General features: G+C 41.0%; 19 protein-coding genes. 15 read left to right on the forward strand and 4 right to left on the reverse strand.

Going from position 1 to position 18,783, the window contains the following annotated elements:
• Positions 1-19: 19 nt before the first annotated feature.
• The 10 genes from M5E07_RS02770 to yjgA all read left to right on the forward strand — a co-directional run bounded on the left by M5E07_RS02770 (position 20) and on the right by yjgA (position 9,031).
• A complete protein-coding gene (locus tag M5E07_RS02770; protein WP_252221711.1) occupies positions 20-2,326 on the forward strand; it encodes a RelA/SpoT family protein in 2,307 nt (768 codons plus the stop codon).
• A gap of 76 nt (positions 2,327-2,402) precedes the next feature.
• Positions 2,403-3,158 carry a nucleoside triphosphate pyrophosphohydrolase gene (mazG, locus tag M5E07_RS02775; RefSeq protein WP_252221715.1) on the forward strand — a complete coding sequence of 252 codons (756 nt, stop codon included), beginning with the start codon at positions 2,403-2,405 and terminating at the stop codon, positions 3,156-3,158.
• 24 nt (positions 3,159-3,182) lie between these two features.
• Entirely contained in the window at positions 3,183-3,587 is a 405-nt protein-coding gene (locus M5E07_RS02780; RefSeq protein ID WP_116761363.1) for a ComEA family DNA-binding protein, read from the forward strand.
• Between the two features lie 133 nt (positions 3,588-3,720).
• Positions 3,721-5,169, forward strand: a complete 1,449-nt coding sequence (pcnB, locus tag M5E07_RS02785; protein ID WP_252221718.1) for a polynucleotide adenylyltransferase PcnB — start codon at positions 3,721-3,723, stop codon at positions 5,167-5,169.
• Positions 5,166-5,654 carry a 2-amino-4-hydroxy-6-hydroxymethyldihydropteridine diphosphokinase gene (gene folK / locus M5E07_RS02790; RefSeq protein ID WP_252221721.1) on the forward strand — a complete coding sequence of 163 codons (489 nt, stop codon included), beginning with the start codon at positions 5,166-5,168 and terminating at the stop codon, positions 5,652-5,654. Before pcnB ends, folK begins: the two co-directional genes overlap by 4 nt.
• 42 nt (positions 5,655-5,696) lie before the next feature.
• Positions 5,697-6,506, forward strand: a complete 810-nt coding sequence (gene panB, locus M5E07_RS02795) for a 3-methyl-2-oxobutanoate hydroxymethyltransferase (protein ID WP_252221724.1) — start codon at positions 5,697-5,699, stop codon at positions 6,504-6,506.
• A 1-nt stretch (position 6,507) separates the two neighbouring features.
• Positions 6,508-7,356: a pantoate--beta-alanine ligase gene (gene panC, locus M5E07_RS02800; RefSeq protein ID WP_116761371.1), complete on the forward strand. Its 849-nt coding sequence runs from the start codon at positions 6,508-6,510 to the stop codon at positions 7,354-7,356.
• 21 nt (positions 7,357-7,377) lie between these two features.
• Positions 7,378-8,229, forward strand: coding sequence for an RNase adapter RapZ (gene rapZ, locus M5E07_RS02805; RefSeq protein ID WP_116761373.1), 852 nt, complete (start codon positions 7,378-7,380; stop codon positions 8,227-8,229).
• Positions 8,226-8,495 carry an HPr family phosphocarrier protein gene (locus M5E07_RS02810; RefSeq protein ID WP_116761375.1) on the forward strand — a complete coding sequence of 90 codons (270 nt, stop codon included), beginning with the start codon at positions 8,226-8,228 and terminating at the stop codon, positions 8,493-8,495. Before rapZ ends, M5E07_RS02810 begins: the two co-directional genes overlap by 4 nt.
• A 2-nt stretch (positions 8,496-8,497) precedes the next feature.
• Entirely contained in the window at positions 8,498-9,031 is a 534-nt protein-coding gene (yjgA, locus tag M5E07_RS02815; RefSeq protein ID WP_116761377.1) for a ribosome biogenesis factor YjgA, read from the forward strand.
• Positions 9,032-9,109: 78 nt separating this feature from the next.
• On the opposite strand, the gene M5E07_RS02820 is transcribed toward yjgA, so the two are convergent.
• On the reverse strand, positions 9,110-10,753 hold the full coding sequence (locus M5E07_RS02820) for an acyl-CoA synthetase (protein WP_252221727.1): 1,644 nt from the start codon (positions 10,751-10,753) through the stop codon (positions 9,110-9,112).
• Positions 10,754-11,242: 489 nt separating this feature from the next.
• Here M5E07_RS02820 and thrS point away from each other — a divergent pair, with 489 nt between their 5' ends.
• Together thrS and infC are read left to right on the forward strand one after the other, a co-directional pair.
• Positions 11,243-13,165, forward strand: a complete 1,923-nt coding sequence (thrS, locus tag M5E07_RS02825; RefSeq protein WP_116761381.1) for a threonine--tRNA ligase — start codon at positions 11,243-11,245, stop codon at positions 13,163-13,165.
• A 5-nt stretch (positions 13,166-13,170) separates the two neighbouring features.
• Complete coding sequence (gene infC / locus M5E07_RS02830; RefSeq protein ID WP_116761383.1) at positions 13,171-13,722, forward strand: translation initiation factor IF-3; 552 nt, start codon at positions 13,171-13,173, stop codon at positions 13,720-13,722.
• Positions 13,723-13,791: 69 nt separating this feature from the next.
• Here infC and M5E07_RS02835 read toward each other — a convergent pair whose 3' ends face one another.
• Entirely contained in the window at positions 13,792-14,451 is a 660-nt protein-coding gene (locus M5E07_RS02835) for a class I SAM-dependent methyltransferase (RefSeq protein WP_252221731.1), read from the reverse strand.
• 119 nt (positions 14,452-14,570) lie between these two features.
• On the opposite strand from M5E07_RS02835, the gene M5E07_RS02840 reads away from it, so the two are divergent.
• The 3 genes from M5E07_RS02840 to M5E07_RS02850 all read left to right on the forward strand — a co-directional run bounded on the left by M5E07_RS02840 (position 14,571) and on the right by M5E07_RS02850 (position 16,525).
• Positions 14,571-15,188 carry a glutathione S-transferase N-terminal domain-containing protein gene (locus tag M5E07_RS02840; protein ID WP_016166130.1) on the forward strand — a complete coding sequence of 206 codons (618 nt, stop codon included), beginning with the start codon at positions 14,571-14,573 and terminating at the stop codon, positions 15,186-15,188.
• A gap of 610 nt (positions 15,189-15,798) precedes the next feature.
• Positions 15,799-16,092, forward strand: coding sequence for a hypothetical protein (locus tag M5E07_RS02845; protein ID WP_252221734.1), 294 nt, complete (start codon positions 15,799-15,801; stop codon positions 16,090-16,092).
• Positions 16,093-16,096: 4 nt separating this feature from the next.
• Positions 16,097-16,525 (forward strand): YqaA family protein, encoded by a 429-nt coding sequence (locus M5E07_RS02850; RefSeq protein WP_252221737.1) that lies wholly within the window; start codon positions 16,097-16,099, stop codon positions 16,523-16,525.
• A gap of 55 nt (positions 16,526-16,580) precedes the next feature.
• Here M5E07_RS02850 and M5E07_RS02855 read toward each other — a convergent pair whose 3' ends face one another.
• Both M5E07_RS02855 and M5E07_RS02860 read right to left on the reverse strand, forming a co-directional pair.
• Positions 16,581-17,318, reverse strand: coding sequence for a TonB family protein (locus M5E07_RS02855; RefSeq protein ID WP_252221740.1), 738 nt, complete (start codon positions 17,316-17,318; stop codon positions 16,581-16,583).
• Positions 17,319-17,423: 105 nt separating this feature from the next.
• A complete protein-coding gene (locus M5E07_RS02860) occupies positions 17,424-18,626 on the reverse strand; it encodes an MFS transporter (RefSeq protein ID WP_252223663.1) in 1,203 nt (400 codons plus the stop codon).
• Positions 18,627-18,783 lie beyond the last annotated feature (157 nt).

Consider the following 18,783-nt stretch of genomic DNA (forward strand, 5'->3'; position numbering starts at 1 on the left):
CATTTCGTAGGAGAAGGGTATGGTCACAGTACGTGAGCAATTGCCTGGACGACTCAATGAGTTGTCTGAGGAAGCGACTGTAGAGCATGCCGAACAAGCTCAACTCGATTTAGCCGAATGGTTAGATCGAGTACGCAGCATTTTAGACGGGGCAGCGCTCAAGCAACTCGAAGAAGTTGCAAAAGAGACTCTGCAAAAAGAGTTAGAATCCACCATAAATCATCGATCGAGCACCTTTTATACAGGGATCGAGATGGCCGATATTTTGGCGCATTTACACGTCGATGAAGATACCTTATCTGCCGCAATGTTGTACCGCAGTGTCCGTGAAGGACTCATGAGCATTGATTTTGTCCGTCAGCATTTTGGTGAGCAGGTGTTTAGCTTGGTAAAAGGAACCCTGTCTATGGGTAAACTTTCCGAGTTGATTGAACAAAATAAACGCTTAGAAGATCATTTTAATAATGATCAGCGTGAACATTTGACGGGCATCTATAAGATGCTGATTTCAGTCACGGAAGATGTTCGGGTTGTACTCATCAAGCTGGCAGAACGTACCTATGCCTTACGTGAATTGGCAAAATCATCACGTGAGCGTCAGGAACGTGTCGCACGAGAAATTCTGACCATCTATTCTCCATTGGCACATCGCTTGGGAATTGCACAATTAAAGTGGGAACTGGAAGATTTAGCTTTCCGTTATTTGGCGCCAGAACGTTATAAAGAAATTGCGTCATTACTGAATGAAAAGCGTCTAGAACGAGAACACTATATTCAGTTTGTGATTGATAAGCTCAAGAATGAGTTAGCCGATCATGGTATTGAAGCTGAAATTAATGGGCGGGTGAAACACATCTATTCGATTTATCGGAAGATGAAAAGTAAAAACCTAAGCTTTGATCAACTTTATGATATTCGTGCCGTGCGGGTATTGGTGAAGTCGGTTCCTGAATGCTATCACTCATTGGGGATCGTGCATCAAATTTGGCGTCATATTCCACATCAATTTGATGACTATATTACCAATCCGAAAGCCAATGGCTATCGTTCTTTACACACAGCGGTGATTGCCGAAAACAAATCACTGGAAGTACAAATCCGTACCCGCGACATGCATGAAGAAGCAGAGTTGGGCGTGTGTTCGCACTTTAACTATAAAGAAGGCGCGAAAACCACTGATCGCTCTTTCAATCATCGTTTGCATTCATTGCGCGCCGTGTTAGAACACTTCCAAGAGCGTAATGATGCCAGTGCGCATAAAGAAGATGAAGATTCTGAAAACTTTGAACAGATTCAAGAGTTTGAAGACTTTGAAAAAATCTATGTGTTCAGTCGTGATGGGGATATTAAGGAGTTGCCACGCGGTTCGACGGTGCTGGATTTTGCGTACCATGTCCATACCGAAGTGGGCAACAAGTGCTATGCTGCACGTGTGAACCAACGTTATGTGCCACTGACCTACACCTTGAAAACAGGTGAGCAAGTTGAGATTTTAACCAAAAAAGATCGTGAACCGAATCGTGACTGGTTGGTGAATTCTTTAGGTTATATCCGAACAGCACGTGCCCGCGATAAATTACGTCATTGGTTCCGTCAGCAAGATCGCAGTAAAAACCTAGAAATTGGTCGTGACATTCTCAACAAAGAATTATCACGTCTGGCGATTCATCCCAAAAGTATCGATTTAAGTGACTACTGTAATCACTTTAATGTGAAAACAGGGGATGACATTCTGATCAACTTGGTGAGTGGGGATATTAGTCTACATGCCTTGATGAATCAGGTGAATCGTCATATGCATCTGGATCAGGATGAACCTGAACTGGTGCTTAAACCGGCTCTGAATCCACGTGCCAGTCATACGCTGTCAGCGCATGGGATTTTGATCGATGGCTTGGATAATGTGGAATTGCATGTTGCACAATGCTGTCAACCTGTCCATGGTGAGTTGATTGGCGGGTATATCACCTTAAATCGTGGGGTCAGTATTCATAAGGTCGCGTGTCCTGACTATGTGCGTATGATTGGTCAAGAACCTGAACGGGCTGTAGAAGCCGACTGGGAAATGCAACCTACACGTGGTCAAAGTGTACAGATTGTGGTGGAAGCCTATGACCGCCGTGGTTTGTTGAAAGATTTAACTCAAGTGATCTTCTCGGACCAAATCAATATTCGTCAGGTAAACACCATTTCTGAAGCAGATGGTATTGCCAATATGAAATTGTTGATTGAGGTGAAAGGTTTGGCACAATTGTCGCGTTTGTTGGCACGATTGGAGCAGCAACCCGGCATCATTAGTGCGCGCCGCTTAATTCAAGGCAATTAAGCGAATTAAAAAGCCTGCCTAGAGCAGGCTTTTTTATATACGTGGTTTATAAGAAAGATTGAAGAGAGAGTAAGCAATGGAACAACTATTGGCGGTCATGCAAGAATTACGTGAAAAATGTCCGTGGGATCAAAAGCAAACGCCCAATAGTTTAACGTCTTATGCGATTGAAGAAGCTTATGAAGTTGAGGCTGCAATTCGTTCTGGTGATATTCAACATATTAAAGAAGAACTGGGTGATTTGTTGCTCCAAGTGGTTTTTCAATCCCAAATGTACAGCGAGCAAGATGCTTTTAATTTTCAGGATGTGGTGCAAGGGATTACTGAAAAACTGATTCGCCGTCATCCACATGTTTTTCAGGCTGAACAGTTTAATCAGTTGACCGCAGAAGAAGTGTCAACTCTGTGGAAGCAAATTAAACAGCAAGAAAAACAAGGCAAACCACAATCCCGTTTAGACCAAATTAAGCATGGTCCAACTTTACAACAAGCAGAGCAGATCCAAAAAAATGCGGCGCATATTGGTTTCGATTTTGCCAATGTGGCAGATGCTTATGCCAAATTAGAAGAAGAACTTGCTGAATTACAGCAAGCAATCAAGCAACAAAACTCAGACGAAATAGAAGCTGAATTGGGAGATTGTTTATTCTCTTTGGTCAATGTTGGACGTAAACTAGGCGTCAATAATGAAATCGCCCTGTTAGGAACGATTGATAAATTTAGAACACGCTTTGCTTACATTGAAAATCAAGCCCAATTGCAAAACAAAACCGTAGAGCAATTATCCTTGATGGAAATGGACCAATTGTGGGAGCAGGCGAAAAACATATGACTTTATAATAAATACAGGCAACTTATGCAGCTGAATTTTAACGCTATTCGATTATTGCGAATATTGACACTTTTCACGTTCCTGATTTTTGGACTAGATCGTGTAAATGCGCAAAACTTTGATCAACAGTACTTGAATTGGAAAGCACAACAACAAGCCCAAGATGCTCGACTGGGTTCATCACGTACCGATGCAAACTATTATTTGTCAAAACCCAGTTTAAATACGGTATCGGGCAATAAAATACGCTTGAATAGTGCAACATCAGAACAATTGCAGCAGCTTTCAGGTATCGGTGAGAAAAAAGCCGAAGCGATTTTGCAGTATCGGCAACAGCACGGAAAGTTCAAAACTATTGATGAGTTACAGCAGATTAAAGGTATTGGACCTAAGCTCTTGCAAAAAAATAAAGACCGCTTAGCACTCTAGACTTGGGTTTTGCAGGATTGATATGCAATATTCGGTCATGCGTAGAGATAATCAAATTGCCCTTTGATTGTGTTAGAGATATGATTAGCACCATCTTAGATATTTTACGTTCAGGCGTAGGAGACAGCGTCTTTTGCAAACTTTGCGCGCGTCAAAATGTGGTTTATCCACCGCTCAACTACCTGCTTCAATTCTTGATGTAATTGATGCCCTAACCAAAGCGGGCTACGAGGCTTATATCGTAGGGGGCGGTGTTCGCGATTTAATGCTAGGCCTTAATCCGAAGGATTATGATGCCGTGACCAATGCCACACCCTCACAAATTAAAGAAGTGTTCGGCCGTCGTTGCCGTATTATCGGTCGTCGTTTTGAGTTGGCTCATGTCTATTCTGGGCGTGAACTGATTGAAGTGGCGACGTTCCGAGCACCACCAAAAAAAGCAGTGACTTCCGCTGCGGGCATGATCCTGCGTGATAATAATTGGGGCTCGATAGAGCAAGACTTTTCTCGTCGTGATTTTTCTATCAATGCACTTTATTATCAACCCCGTAAAGCTATTGTGCTCGACTTTTGTAATGCAGTAGAAGACGTTCAAAGTCGTACTTTGCGTTTACTGGGTGATCCTCAATTGCGTTTTGAGGAAGACCCAGTGCGAATGCTGCGTGCGTTGCGTTTTTCTGCCAAATTAAAATTTAGTATTGATCCAAAAATTTTAGAAATTTTTACACCTGAGCGTACACAGCTTTTGCGTGATGTCTCACCGCATCGTCTTTATGATGAATCACAAAAATTATTTACCATGGGGCATTTGTACCAAGTGCTCCCAATGTTGATTGATTTTGGCATTTGGCATCAGCTTTTTGCAGAGATTCGCCCTGAAATCACACCATTTATTGAGCGTGCTGCGAAAAATACCGATCAGCGAATTCAAATTGGTAAAACCATTAATCCTGCATTTTTCTATGCAGTGTTGCTATGGAAACCTTTTTTAGAGCGTTGTGATTTTTACTTGCAAAAAGGTGTGGTGGCTGCAGAAGCACGCGCTCAAGCGGGACTGGACGTATTAAAGCGTCAAGCAACACGTACTGTGATTCCGCGTTTTGCTGAAACCTTTATTCGTGAAGTATGGGAAATGCAAACCCGATTGTTGAACCCGAAACCTCAACAAATTGAAGCATTGTCTAACCATGCGCGCTTCCGTGCAGGCTTTGACTTTTTATTGTTGCGTGAAAAAGCAGGCGATAATACCACGCAATCTATGGGCAGTTGGTGGGATGCTTATCAACTGATGTCTACGGACGAAAAAGAGCGTGCGATCGGTCAATATAACCGGCAACGTGCCAAAACACGTCGTAAGGTTGCTCAAGAAGAACCAGCGGAAACCAAGATTGCAGTTGATATTGAACCTTTGGTGCAAGAGCAAGAGCCACGTAGTCGTCGAAGCCGAAAAGCCAAAACTACAGAAACTGCTTCTCGAACGACAACTCATAACACCTCTGAATTGAATCACGATCATCCTATTTTAAAGAGAAAACGGGTAAAACGTGATTTAAACCAAGTCGTTTTTGGGCCAACCCAATGAAGATTGTGAGCTATATCGGCTTGGGGAGTAATTTGGGCGATTCGCGCCAAATTTTGACTGAAGCCATTCAGAAGTTAGCAACATTGGGTGCTGTGAGTACATCTAAATTGTATCAAAGTCCACCCATGGGGCCTCAAGATCAACCGCATTACTTTAATGCGGTAGCACGTTTGGAAACGGACTTGGCTGCTTTGACATTGTTGGATCAATTACAACAATTTGAGCAGGATGCAGGGCGGGTTCGTCTGCGTCGTTGGGGAGAGCGTACTTTAGATCTAGATTTGTTGCTGTATGGTGATGAACAGATTCAACATGAGCGTTTGACCGTTCCACATGTTGGAATTTTAGAACGTGATTTTGTGGTTATTCCATTATTGGACTTAGACCCAAATTTACACATTCAGGGACACCGATTAGATCGCCTTGATTTATTACAGCACACCACATTAACTGAAGTGGCTGATCAGCATTGGGCCAATATTTAATAACAAAGGTATGTTCTAGGAACTTCTAGAGAGGAACATCTCATGATTAGTCTGAGTGACTTAAGACAATTTAAACAAGATGGACGTAAGTTTTCATGCCTCACTTGCTACGATGCGAGCATGGCAAAAGCAATGGAGCTTGCTGAAGTCGATACGATTTTAATTGGTGACTCTTTAGGGATGGCGATTCAAGGTCGTGATTCAACTTTACCTGTAACCGTTGAAGACATGGCTTATCACACTGCGGCTGTGCGCCGTGGTAATCAACATGCGTTGATTATGACTGACTTACCATTTATGTCTTATGCAACGCTGAATGATGCATTGGTGAATGCGAAAACCGTGATGCAAGCGGGCGCGCAGATGGTCAAAGTTGAAGGCGGTGCTTGGTTAAATGAAACTGTAGAAGTATTGACCCGTAATGGTATTCCAGTCTGTGTGCATTTGGGTTTAACCCCGCAATCTGTCCATGTTTTAGGTGGTTATAAGCTGCAAGCGCGTTCACGTGAAGCCGCAGATAAATTGCTGGCAGATTGCCAAGCTGTGGTTGATGCAGGAGCTGCGGTATTGTTACTCGAATGTGTGCCTGCACAATTGGGTCAAGAAGTGACGGCTCGCTTTCCGCACATTCCTGTGATTGGTATTGGTGCAGGTGTTGAAACAGATGGACAAGTTTTAGTTGTACAAGATATGCTCGGTTTAACATTTGGACGCGTAGCCAAATTCGTGCGTAATTTTATGAAAGAGCAAGCCGGGGAAACTGCAATTTTAGATGCATTTAAGGCATATCATGCCGCTGTGCTCGATCAATCATTCCCAGCAAAAGAACATACTTTTCAAGTAGAGCTGTAATATGAAAACTGAAACGACGATACAAGGCTTAGCAGGATCACTGCAACCAGCTCGTACTGCGCGAAAAATTATCGGCTTTGTTCCGACTATGGGGAATTTACATCAAGGACATTTGAACCTTGTACGTGAAGCACGCAAACTTTGTGATGTGGTTGTGGTCAGTATCTTTGTGAATCCGATTCAATTTGGACCCAATGAAGATTTTGATAATTACCCACGGACATTAGATCAAGACAGTCAGCTTTTGGCAGATGTTGGTTGTGACATTATTTTTGCACCATCGGTCGAGCAAATGTATGGTAAGCAGCCACGTTTAACCAATATTAGTGTCTCAGAAATTACCAATGATTTGTGTGGTAAACAACGTCCTGGTCATTTTGATGGCGTGGCCGTTGTTGTGACCAAGTTATTTAATATTGTACAACCGAATTATGCCTTCTTTGGTCAGAAAGACTTTCAACAGTTGGCGGTGATTCGTCAATTGGTGCGTGATTTAAATATTCCATTGGAAGTGATTGGTGTACCAATTGCACGTGCAGAAGATGGTTTGGCTTTAAGCTCGCGTAATGGTTATTTAACTGAAGAGCAACGTAAAATTGCGCCAAGCATTTTTCAAAATTTGAAACATGCAGCAGCAGAATTGCAGCAAGGCACTGATTTAACAGAAGTGTTAGCGAATATTAAAACGTCGTTGACAGAAGCAGGTCTAGTTGTGGACTATGTAGAAGCGCGTACACCACAATTACAAGGTATTGATCAATTTAATCAGGATCTTGTTTTGTTTGTTGCGGCAAAATTGGGCACAACCCGACTCATCGATAATTTGCAGGTTAAGCATACTGCATCATAAAAGCCAAGGAATAGCTTTGCCATGAAGCGCATTTTGATTGTGACAGGACAATCTGGTTCAGGTAAGTCATCTGCATTGCAGGTACTGGAAGATTTAGGTTATTACTGCATTGATAATTTGCCTTTGGCATTGCTGCCAGAGATTGTGGCGAAACTGGATCGTGAAAATAATCTCGAACAATTGGCCTTAGGGGTGGATGTTCGGAGTACTCGTGCAGATTTGCAGGAGTTTGATCATGTTTTTGAACAATTATTAAGACATGGGGCGGTCGATATTATTTATTTGACCACGCGGGATCAGGAGTTAATTGCACGATTTAGTGCTTCACGTCGCCCGCATCCATTGTCGAATCGTTTTAAAAGTTTGAATGAGTGTATTCAGGAAGAAAAAACATTATTACTTCCGATACAATTACGCTCTACAGTACATATTGATACAACTGATAAAAGTGTGCATGATTTGAAGCATACTTTATTGTCTAAACTTGGACAGTCCGATAACTTAATTGTAATTTTGCAGTCATTTGGCTATAAACATGGCATTCCTTTAGATGCTGACTATGTCTTTGATGTGCGTCATTTACCGAATCCGCATTGGGATTTGGAGTTGCGGAAATATTCTGGTTTAGATGTACCAGTACAAAAATTTTTGGAACAAAGCCCGCAGTCCAATGAAATGTTTAAAGACATTTATCATTTTTTGGACAAGTGGTTACCTGCATTTGCCGAGGGGCATCGTCACTATATGACGGTCTCCATCGGCTGTACAGGTGGACAGCATCGTTCTGTTTATATTGTGGATAGACTCAAAAAAGCACTTGAAGCGAATTGGTCTATTCAGGTCCTACATCGAGAAATGAAGCATTGGTCATGATTGACACAACTGTTGACGTAATTAATAAACTAGGGTTACATGCGCGTGCATCTGGCAAACTCATTGAAGTAACCACCAAATTCAAATCATCTATTCAGATTGGAAAAGGTGATAAATTAGTCGATGCGAAAAACATTATGTCTTTACTGATGCTTGGCGCAGGTAAAGGCACCACTTTACGTTTAGTGATTGAAGGCGCAGATCAGGAAAAAGCCCTATCTGAAGTTCAAGCACTATTTGCAGCAAAATTTTACGAGGCAGATTAATCGTGGCACGTCGACCGAACCGTTTTACTGACGAAGACTTTGAATCTTTAGAAGGACGTGCAAGTAAAACTGAACAGAAAAAAGCCGTACAACGTATGGCATCTTTAGGTTCTCAACTTGCAGAGTTGAACACTAAACAAATTCAAAACTTACCTGTTGAAGAGCGTTTGATTGAAGCACTTTTGGATGTGAAACTGATTACATCAAATGAAGCTCGTCGTCGCCAATTTTTACGCATTGGTAAGTTGTTGCGTAATGAAGATGAAACTGTGATTTTATCTTATTTGACACCGCAACAAGGCGCGAAAAAAACTGCTCAATTGCAGCGTTGGGTCGATCGTATGATCAAAGATGGTGATGTGGTCATTAATGAGTTTTCAAAAACGTATAATGCCGCGGAACGTCATACCATTCGTCAGCACATATTGCGTATCCACCGTGATATGAAACAGCAGGCTGATGAGGAGCAACTTAAAGCTTCGCGTTTGAAGTTGTTTAACTACGTTCAGCAAGTGGCTTTAATTTCAGATAATTAAGTCATTTAGACATAAAAAAGCGACCGTTAAGGTCGCTTTTTTATGTGAGGACATTTGTCCGTGCGGTCTACTGAGTGCTTAACTAAACTCGCCCGTTGTACGCTCTTTGGCCCAGTCGCGCAGGACAAATTTTTGTAGCTTGCCTGTCGAAGTTTTTGGAATTTCCGTAATCACCACATCTTTAGGGACTTTAAAGCGTGCCAGATGTTGCTTACAGAATTCAATGATTTCCTCTGGGGTAGTTTCTTTGCCTGCTTTGAGCTCGATAAAGGCGCAAGGGACTTCTTGCCAACGCGGATCAGGTTTGGCAACCACCGCGGCCGTTAAAATGGCGGGATGTCGATACAAGACTTCTTCCACTTCTAAAGAAGAGATATTTTCGCCGCCTGAAATAATGACATCTTTGGAGCGGTCGGTAATTTTGGCATAACCATCAGGTTGGCAAACTGCCAAATCACCTGTATGGAACCAACCACCCTTAAAGGCTTCTGTGGTTGCTTCAGGGTTTTTCAGATAACCTTTCATGACAATGTTACCACGGAACATAATTTCGCCCATTGTTGTTCCATCTTTAGGCACAGGTTCTAAGGTTTCTGGATCAAGCACTTTCATACCATCTTGCAGCGGATAAGGAACACCTTGACGCGAATGCAGTTGCGCTTGTTCTTGAATACTTAATTCACTCCAGCCTGCTTGAGACGCACAAAGGGCAGAAGGCCCATAAGTTTCCGTGAGACCGTAGACATGTGTGACATTAATGCCAATATTACGCATCCCTTCAATAATCGCAGCAGGGGGCGCTGCACCTGCCACCATGACTTCGACGCGATGTTCAAACTTAATTTGTTTCTGTTCTGGAGTATTAATTAACATCGATAACACAATCGGTGCGCCACAGAAATAATCCACTTTATGCACTGCAATTAAGTTAAAGATCAATTCAGGGTCAACTTTACGTAAGCAAATGTTAGTACCGCCATTGGCAGCCATGGTCCAAGCAAAACACCAACCATTGCAATGGAACAGCGGTAAAGTCCATAGGTAGGTGGCACGTGGTGTCATACCGCAAGCGATGATATTACTGGCCGCATTAATGTATGCTCCGCGATGGTGATAAACCACGCCTTTAGGGTTGCCTGTCGTACCCGAAGTATAGTTCAGGCTAATGGCATCCCATTCATCACTGGGTAAATGCCATTCAAACTCAGCATCGCCTTCTGCGAGCCAGTCTTCATATTCAATTTGACCAATCGGAGTGGAAAAACATTGTTCGTATTCTTCATCATCCACATCAATCACGTAAATTGGCTGTGAAACTAAACTTAAAGCTTCTTTGGCAAGTGGTGCGAATTCAGGGTCAACTAAAAGTACTTTGGTTTCAGCGTGTTCTAGCATAAATGCGATAGTTTTAGCATCTAAGCGTGTATTCAGGGTATTTAATACGGCACCAATCATCGGCACTGCGAAGTGGGCTTCAAGCATGGCTGGAATATTGGGTAACAGTACTGAAACTGTATCATTTTTACCGATGCCTAATTTTTGTAACTGCTGTGCAAATTGGCGGCAACGATTGTAGGTTTCACGCCAACTGATACGTCGCTTACCGTGAATGATTGCATCTTGATTCGGGTAAATATAAGCGGCGCGTTCTAAATAACGCAGGGGTGAAAGTGCAACAAAATTCGCTGGGGTGCGCGGTAGTTCATCGTAGGCAGCAACCATCTAACAACTCCATGTATATTTATTATCATCGATGCTTTAAAGATAAGCATTTCAAGTTGGACTTGCATTTATGCTTTAGTCGAGGGGTTACTTTTTTATAAAGTAATGAATTTTATGTAAAAATATTCAATAGTTGGTGTTTTTTGAATCTTTGTTCATAAATGTGATTAAATTCAAATATATATGAAAAAGTAGAAGGTGTGTTTGTTTTTTAATCTCATTTGTCAATGCAGAAAACTATAGCGAATAAAAATATATGCATGACATCAAGATTGAAAATCATTCTAAAAGGTTCAAATGCATAAAAAATGACAATTTTTTGATTGGGATAAGATTTATCGAGTTAAAAGGTTTTATCCAACCCTGAACCCGTGTAAAATTCTTAGCAGTTTTTATCCACCGTTTTTATCTTTTGAGGTTTTACCTCGATCATAATCTCGCGGTGACATGCTCCATGGTACGGGGCATCACTCCTTAAGGATTTTTTTTATGCCAATTATCACTTTGCCAAATGGCGATCAAAAACAATTTGATCAAGCCGTATCTGTGATGGACGTTGCACTGAGCATCGGTCCGGGTCTTGCTAAAAATACAGTTGCAGGAAAAGTCGATGGTCGCTTAGTCGACGCATCTGACCTAATTACCACGGATGCAAGCCTTCAAATTATTACGCCTAAAGACGAAGAAGGTGTCGAAATTATTCGTCACTCTTGCGCTCACTTGGTGGGACATGCAGTTAAGCAATTGTTCCCTGAAGCGAAAATGGTGATTGGTCCAGTCATTGAAGATGGCTTCTATTACGATATTTTCAGTGCAAAGCCATTTACGCCAGAAGACATGGCTGCCATCGAAGAGCGTATGAAAAAGCTCATCGACCAAGATTATGATGTCATTAAAAAAATGACCCCACGCGATGAGGTGATTGCAGAATTCACAGCGCGTGGTGAAGATTATAAATTACGCTTGATTGCAGACATGCCAAATGAAACTCAAATGGGCTTGTACTACCATCAAGACTATTTGGACATGTGTCGCGGTCCACACGTACCAAATACTAAATTTTTAAAAGCATTCAAGCTGACTAAAATGTCAGGCGCTTATTGGCGTGGGGATGCAAAGAATGAACAGTTACAACGTATTTATGGTACGGCGTGGGCGGATAAGAAACAGCTTGCGGCTTATATCAAGCGTATTGAAGAAGCTGAAAAGCGTGACCACCGTAAAATTGGTAAAGCTTTAGACTTGTTCCATATGCAAGAAGAAGCACCGGGTATGGTGTTCTGGCATCCAAATGGTTGGACCATTTACCAAGTGCTTGAACAATACATGCGTAAAGTTCAGCAAGACAATGGTTATCTCGAAATTAAAACGCCACAAATCGTAGACTTTACGTTGTGGGAAAAATCAGGTCATGCGGCAAACTACGCAGACAACATGTTTACGACCCATTCTGAAAGTCGTAACTATGCTGTGAAGCCAATGAACTGCCCATGTCACGTGCAAGTGTTTAACCAAGGTTTGAAGTCTTACCGTGATTTGCCAATTCGTTTAGCAGAGTTTGGTTCGTGTCATCGTAATGAGCCATCAGGTTCATTGCACGGTATTATGCGTGTACGTGGCTTTACCCAAGATGATGCACACATCTTCTGTACCAAAGAACAAATTGGTAAAGAGGTTGCTGACTTTATTAAACTGACTTTAGATGTTTATAAAGACTTTGGTTTCGAAGACGTGCAAATGAAATTGTCTACACGTCCAGAAAAACGCGTGGGTGATGATGCACTTTGGGATATGGCGGAAAAATCTTTAGCAGATGCTTTGGATGCTGCTGGTCTTGCTTGGGAGTTACAACCAGGTGAAGGGGCATTCTACGGTCCGAAAATTGAATTCTCGTTGAAAGACTGCTTAGGTCGAGTATGGCAATGTGGTACAATCCAATGTGACTTCAATTTACCAGAACGTTTAGATGCGTCATATGTCACTGAAGATAATGACCGTGATCAACCTGTAATGTTGCATCGTGCAATTCTTGGTAGTTTTGAACGTTTTATTGGTATACTTATTGAACACTATGCGGGCTTTATGCCACCTTGGTTAACACCAATCCAAGCATGTGTGATGAACATTACCGATTCGCAAGCAGAAGCTTGTGAGTCTGTCGTTGCGAAACTTAAAGAAAACGGTCTCCGTGCGATTTCAGACTTGAGAAATGAGAAAATCGGCTTTAAGATTCGTGAACGTACATTAGAGCGTATTCCTTACTTATTGGTCCTTGGAGACCGTGAAGTAGAGGAAGGTACTGTAAACGTCCGTACCCGCTCTGGAAAAAATTTGGGTACTATGTCAATCGACGCTTTCGTTGACTTAGTAAAAGCAGCCGTTGCCGAACGCGGCCGGTACATTGTGGAGTAACAGCGATTAAACAGCCTGACCGTAATCAACAGGGCGGTAACAAATCAAACCGTCCTGCTTTGAATGATGAAATTCGTGCGAAAGAAGTTCGTCTTGTAGACGAAAATGGTGAGCAAAAAGGTATTGTAAGCTTGGCAGATGCATTGCGCGCTGCTGAAAGTGTTGAGCTTGATCTGGTTGAGATCGTAGCAAACGCTGAACCGCCTGTTTGTAAAATCATGGACTTCAACAAGCATTTGTTTGATCTAAAGCAAAAGCAGAAAGAAGCGAAGAAAAAACAGCATCAAGTACAGGTGAAAGAAATCAAACTCCGCCCTGGTACTGATGTTGGTGATTACAACGTAAAATTACGTGCAATTATCAAGTTCCTTGAAGAAGGCAATAAGGTAAAAATCACATTACGCTTCCGTGGTCGTGAAATGGCTCACCAACAGTTAGGTTTGGCTCAATTACAGAAAATTGAAACAGATGTGGCTGAATTTGGTATTGTAGAGCAAGCACCAAAGATGGAAGGTCGTCAAATGGGTATGTTACTTGGTCCTAAAAAGAAAAAGTAATGATCCATTGATCTTAAAAAAGCACTGCCTATGCAGTGCTTTTTTTATTGCAACATGAAGAGAAGATTGCTAACCAATTTGATTATGACCTGATAAAGTTGCTTGCAAAGCGCATAAGCCTTCTATCTCAAGTCCAATCTGAATATTCCTAAAGTTAGCATTACTTAAGCTTTGTATATGTTCATCTTTGGTCATATACAGTTCGAGATTCTTCATATTTCCATCAGGTTGAGCCAAGTGATCTGTAATGAAGTAAGAGCCATTGGGTTGGATGACTTGTTGTGCAATACTTTTATGAAAATCACAGGCGTATGCTTTATGGCGAAGTTCATGTAAAGCTTGATGAATCACGATATAGTCAAAGCGTTGACCATTGAGTACTGTATACCAATCCTGTTGTTTAAAGTCAGCTAGGATGAAATCTACGGACTTATGGGGAATAGCCGCTAAGCGTTGTTTGGCTAAGTTATGCATAGCTGCTGAAAAATCGACGGCTGTATAATTAATACTAGGTCGTCTACTTAAGAGCTCATATGCAAAGAAACCAGGGCCAGAGCCTAATTCTAAAATACGAATATCTTGTTTAAGGTCGGCTAAAATTTGAGATACATAATAAGCAAAAAACTGTTGTCGATAAGGTCGCTTAAAGTTGGCTTCATTTGCCCACTGTATTGCATGAAGTGAGTCTTGTAAGTTGATTGGGCTAGGAATATCTATGATTTTATGCATTTGTGTAGCGTGTTTTTATATGAATAAGTGCTAAACAGTTTATAAAATTACATCAAAATAATCATGTTTAATTATGCTATGGTGTATCCCAAAGAAGTGAATAAACAAAGGAAATAACAATGATCGACTTGTATTATTGGGGCACACCCAACGGTCATAAAATTACGATTGCTTTAGAAGAAATGGGTTTGGAATATCAAATTTTCCCAGTCAATATTTCAGAGAATGATCAATTCCAGCCTGATTTTTTACGGATCTCGCCAAACAATAAAATTCCTGCCATCGTTGATCAAGATGGACCGAAGGGTGAACCGATATCGGTATTTGAATCAGGCGCGATCTTGCAATATTTAGGTCGAAAAACAGGCTTGTATTATCCAACAGATGAACAAGAGCGCGTTGAAGTGGAGCAGTGGTTAATGTGGCAGATGGGCGGTTTAGGGCCAATGTTAGGGCAAAACCATCATTTTAGTCGTTTTGCACCTGAACGAATTCCATATGCAACAGAACGTTATGTGAATGAAACTAAACGTTTATACGGTGTATTGAATAAGCAGTTGATCGGTCAAAAATATGTGGCTGGAGAATATTCGATTGCAGACATGGCAATATTACCGTGGATTTTGCGCTACGAGTGGCAGCAGATTCAATTAGAAGATTATCCTTATGTGAAAGAATATGTCGAGCGTTTGACCGCACGTCCAGCCGTCCAGAAAGCTTTAGCAATTAAAGTTTAAAGTTTAAAGTTTGGGGTAGATGGTTTAAAAGCGATCTACCTCCACAAAATTTATATTCCTAACAGGCTTAAATTTATATATTTTGGATTTATGTTTCTCAGTTAAACCCTCTTTTGAACAATAAAGTAAATCGCCATTTAGAGTGATGAACCAGTTATAAAATAGTTCACACATGTTTGTCTTGGATGTGTGATTTCCGTAAGATTGCCATGAATTAAGCCCTTAATTTTTGATTTTAATTAACTTCCCTAAAGCTTATGCGTGGCATCAACGATGTTTTGAGAGTGATTCTCCTGTGAGGGAATAAATCTATCAACAAAGTCTTTTGTATATTTTGATTTTCTTAAGAAAGAGTATTTTTCTATTTAAAATACAGCTACGGTAATTAAAGCTGTTCCACCTGCTGTTTGAGGATACAAATTGGGTTAAAAGCTTCAGGCGAATTTTATTTCCTCCGAATCGTTGTTCCATTTATCCACGTGTTCTTCCTTTATTTTTGTTCGTATCATTGATGGGGGATATCCTTTCTTAGGCTGAGAGCATCAGTATGTTAATATCTGCTCCTTACCCAGCATTTTTTATGATTTTCAAACCTGAAAATCAGTAGGTTGTGATGAAAGCATTTTTTTTAAATTTAACTCGAATTATCGAAGCAAACCCTAGAATTTATATCAGTATTATTGTGGGAATTGTAGGATGTTGTATTTTATTCGTCGCAGAAGCCGTGCATGTTCAAAAAATTGTTGAGTTACTGAATACTAAGGATCAAGCACTATTGCGAGCTGCTATTGAGCCGATTGCAGATAAATACACTGTGGCGCGTAGTTTATTATTGGTGTTTTCATTTATTTGGTCAGGTTATGAATATTTTTTGACAAAGAAAAAGTTAGGTTTGTCTTCATAACCTCATGTGGACTTTAGGGCTTTTATTCCTTTCAGCATTTGGTGCAGCCACTTTACTGCCTTTGCAATCTGAAGCGGTGTTATTGGGATTGTTGGCAAATGGAAGTTATTCTGCTGGATTGCTGATAACAGTAGCCAGTATCGGTAATATTTTAGGCTCATGCGTCAATTGGTATTTAGGCTTTAAGATTGAACACTACAAGCATAAAAAATGGTTTCCTGTTTCAGAACAGAAAATGCTGCAAGCACAGCGAATTTATCAAAAATATGGTTTTTGGTCGTTATTGTTGAGCTGGGTGCCTATTATTGGAGATCCCATTACCTTGATTGCAGGATTGCTCAAAGAAAATTTTCTGCGTTTTTTGTTGATGGTGTGCATAGCGAAAACTGGGCGTTATCTCGCACTTTATCTTATTTTTCTAGGGTGGTTCTAATTGGAAAAGCTGTTCAGTGAAGAATAGGGAGGTAAAAATCCTCCCTAGAACCTTCTTATGAGCATTGGTTGAGTTTGAATTGAATTTCATCTTTAAAGCTAGATTTTTTATAAAGCCATAAAGTGCTTGCGGTGCGCTTCACTGTAATTTGGCTCTTGGAAATGGCTTGTACAATATTTTGGTCGAGTGCATAAATGCCAGAGCCTTGATTTATTTTTACTTTTTTGACCGCACCGTGTTTATCTACTTTAAAGCTAAACTTGATCTTACGATCATGTTGATTTAAATCATCACGATTGAGTTCAAGTTGGGGTTGGGTCTTATAGGAAAATTTAACTTTTTGTTGCTGCTGCTGTGCCATCCAGTTTTTAGAATTAAAGCTATAATTACACTCAGATGGGTCCTGTTCCAGATTTAAACTAAAGGTTTGATAGCCAATAATGGGAAGCGTAGTATCTTCGACTTTATAAGGCTGAACATGAGCTTGACGTACAGCTTGAAGTAAAACTTCATCTAAGTTTTTTAAGCCCGTACTTTCTTGAACACTGGCTTGAGTGATTTTTCCTGTTTCATCAGCATAAATACGCAAGATTGCCGCACGATTCTGTCCTTTTAAATCATCATGGTTATATTGCGGCTGAGGGAAGGTCGTCCATTGAATACGTGTGGTTAAATGGGCGGGCAGTGCAGTGCTTTTTTGTACCGCCAATTGTGAGGTGCTGGCTTTTTCCGCACTGTAGCTATGTACAAAAGGAAAACTAAGAATCAAGGAAAAACAAATCAGTTGTTTCATAAGATCAGAGATGACATTCGTTCAAGAATGCTCATGCATAATGGTGGCTGAATTATCGCCCAGTATTTCCTGATTTGAAAATACTGGCAAGTCTAAATTCATGTTTTATTGGTCTTTTTCTTGAGTAATATCGACGCCAAATAAATCAGAAGTTTTTAACCAACTCAGTCTGACCACAAGCATGGTCATACAGCCGCCAAACACGGTTGCCATAATGGTGCCCATATATTTGGCTGCAAGCCCAGATTCAAAAGCACCTAATTCATTGCTACTGGATACAAACATACCGTTTACTGCTGCAACGCGCCCACGCATATTTTCAGGTGGATAAATTTGTAAGATGGTTTGACGTATCACGACTGAAATACTGTCACAAGCACCTGTTATGGCTAAAGCTAATAGTGACAGCCAGACATGACTGGAAAAAGCAAAGACGAAGGTGAAAAACCCAAATCCAGCCACAGCGAGTAACATGTTGCGCCAAGCATTGCGTGTAGGTGGAAATCGGGTGAGGGCAATCATGGTAATCAATGCACCAATTGATGGAGCTGTGCGTAAATAGCCTAAACCTTCAGGGCCTGTTTTTAAGATGTCTTCGGCAAAAATAGGAAGGAGGGCAATGACACCACCAAATAAAACAGAAACCAAATCAAGTGAAATCGCCCATAAGACAATTTTGGTGTCGCAAATAAAACGAAATCCATCGCCTAAGCTTGCCCATAAGTTCTCTATTTCAATACTTGGGAAGCTGCGTTTCTGTAATAAGTTAATCAGAATAAAGCAGAGGCTCAGCAATACGGCAACACTGAGTAAACTGGTTTCTCGTCCCAGAAATACAAGCATAAACCCACCCAACATTGGACCTAAGATAACGCCACTTTGCCAGCCAATCGTGGTCCATGTGGCCCCATTGACATATAGCTCACGTGGAATGAAAAAGGGTTTTAATGAGGTGGCTGAAGGATTGTAAAATCCACGAATTGTACCTAAAGCAAAAATCACGGCATAAATGCCCCAAGATAAGCCTGTTACGCCAAGATGCCCTAAGCCAAAAGCATGAAATAAGCTCCATAAAACGAGGGGGAGTGGTACTGCAAAGCATAGGCAAATTTTCATAATGCTTTGTTTGTTAAAGCGATCGGAAAAATAACTACCCCATAGTGAAAGGGTTATAAATGGAATGGCTTCGGCAAGTCCAATGAAACCGAGAGTGAGCGGATCTTTGGTAATCTTATACAGTGAATATGCCGCAATAATTTCTTGAATGAGAATGGCAAGAGTAAGGCAAAATTGATTGAGTGTAACTATAGAGAAGTCTCGGTATCGGAGTGCGGCATTATACGACTTGGGTTAAGTCTAGGTGATAAAATCATCGCTTAAATCTTAGTAGGAAATAGACTAAGCTTCCTTTTTTTGCTCATTATTTGCTTTTGTTTTAGGCAAAGTTCGATTAGAATACTGGCTC

Source organism: Acinetobacter tibetensis, assembly GCF_023824315.1.
In the GTDB taxonomy this organism is placed as follows: Bacteria; Pseudomonadota; Gammaproteobacteria; order Pseudomonadales; family Moraxellaceae; genus Acinetobacter; species Acinetobacter tibetensis.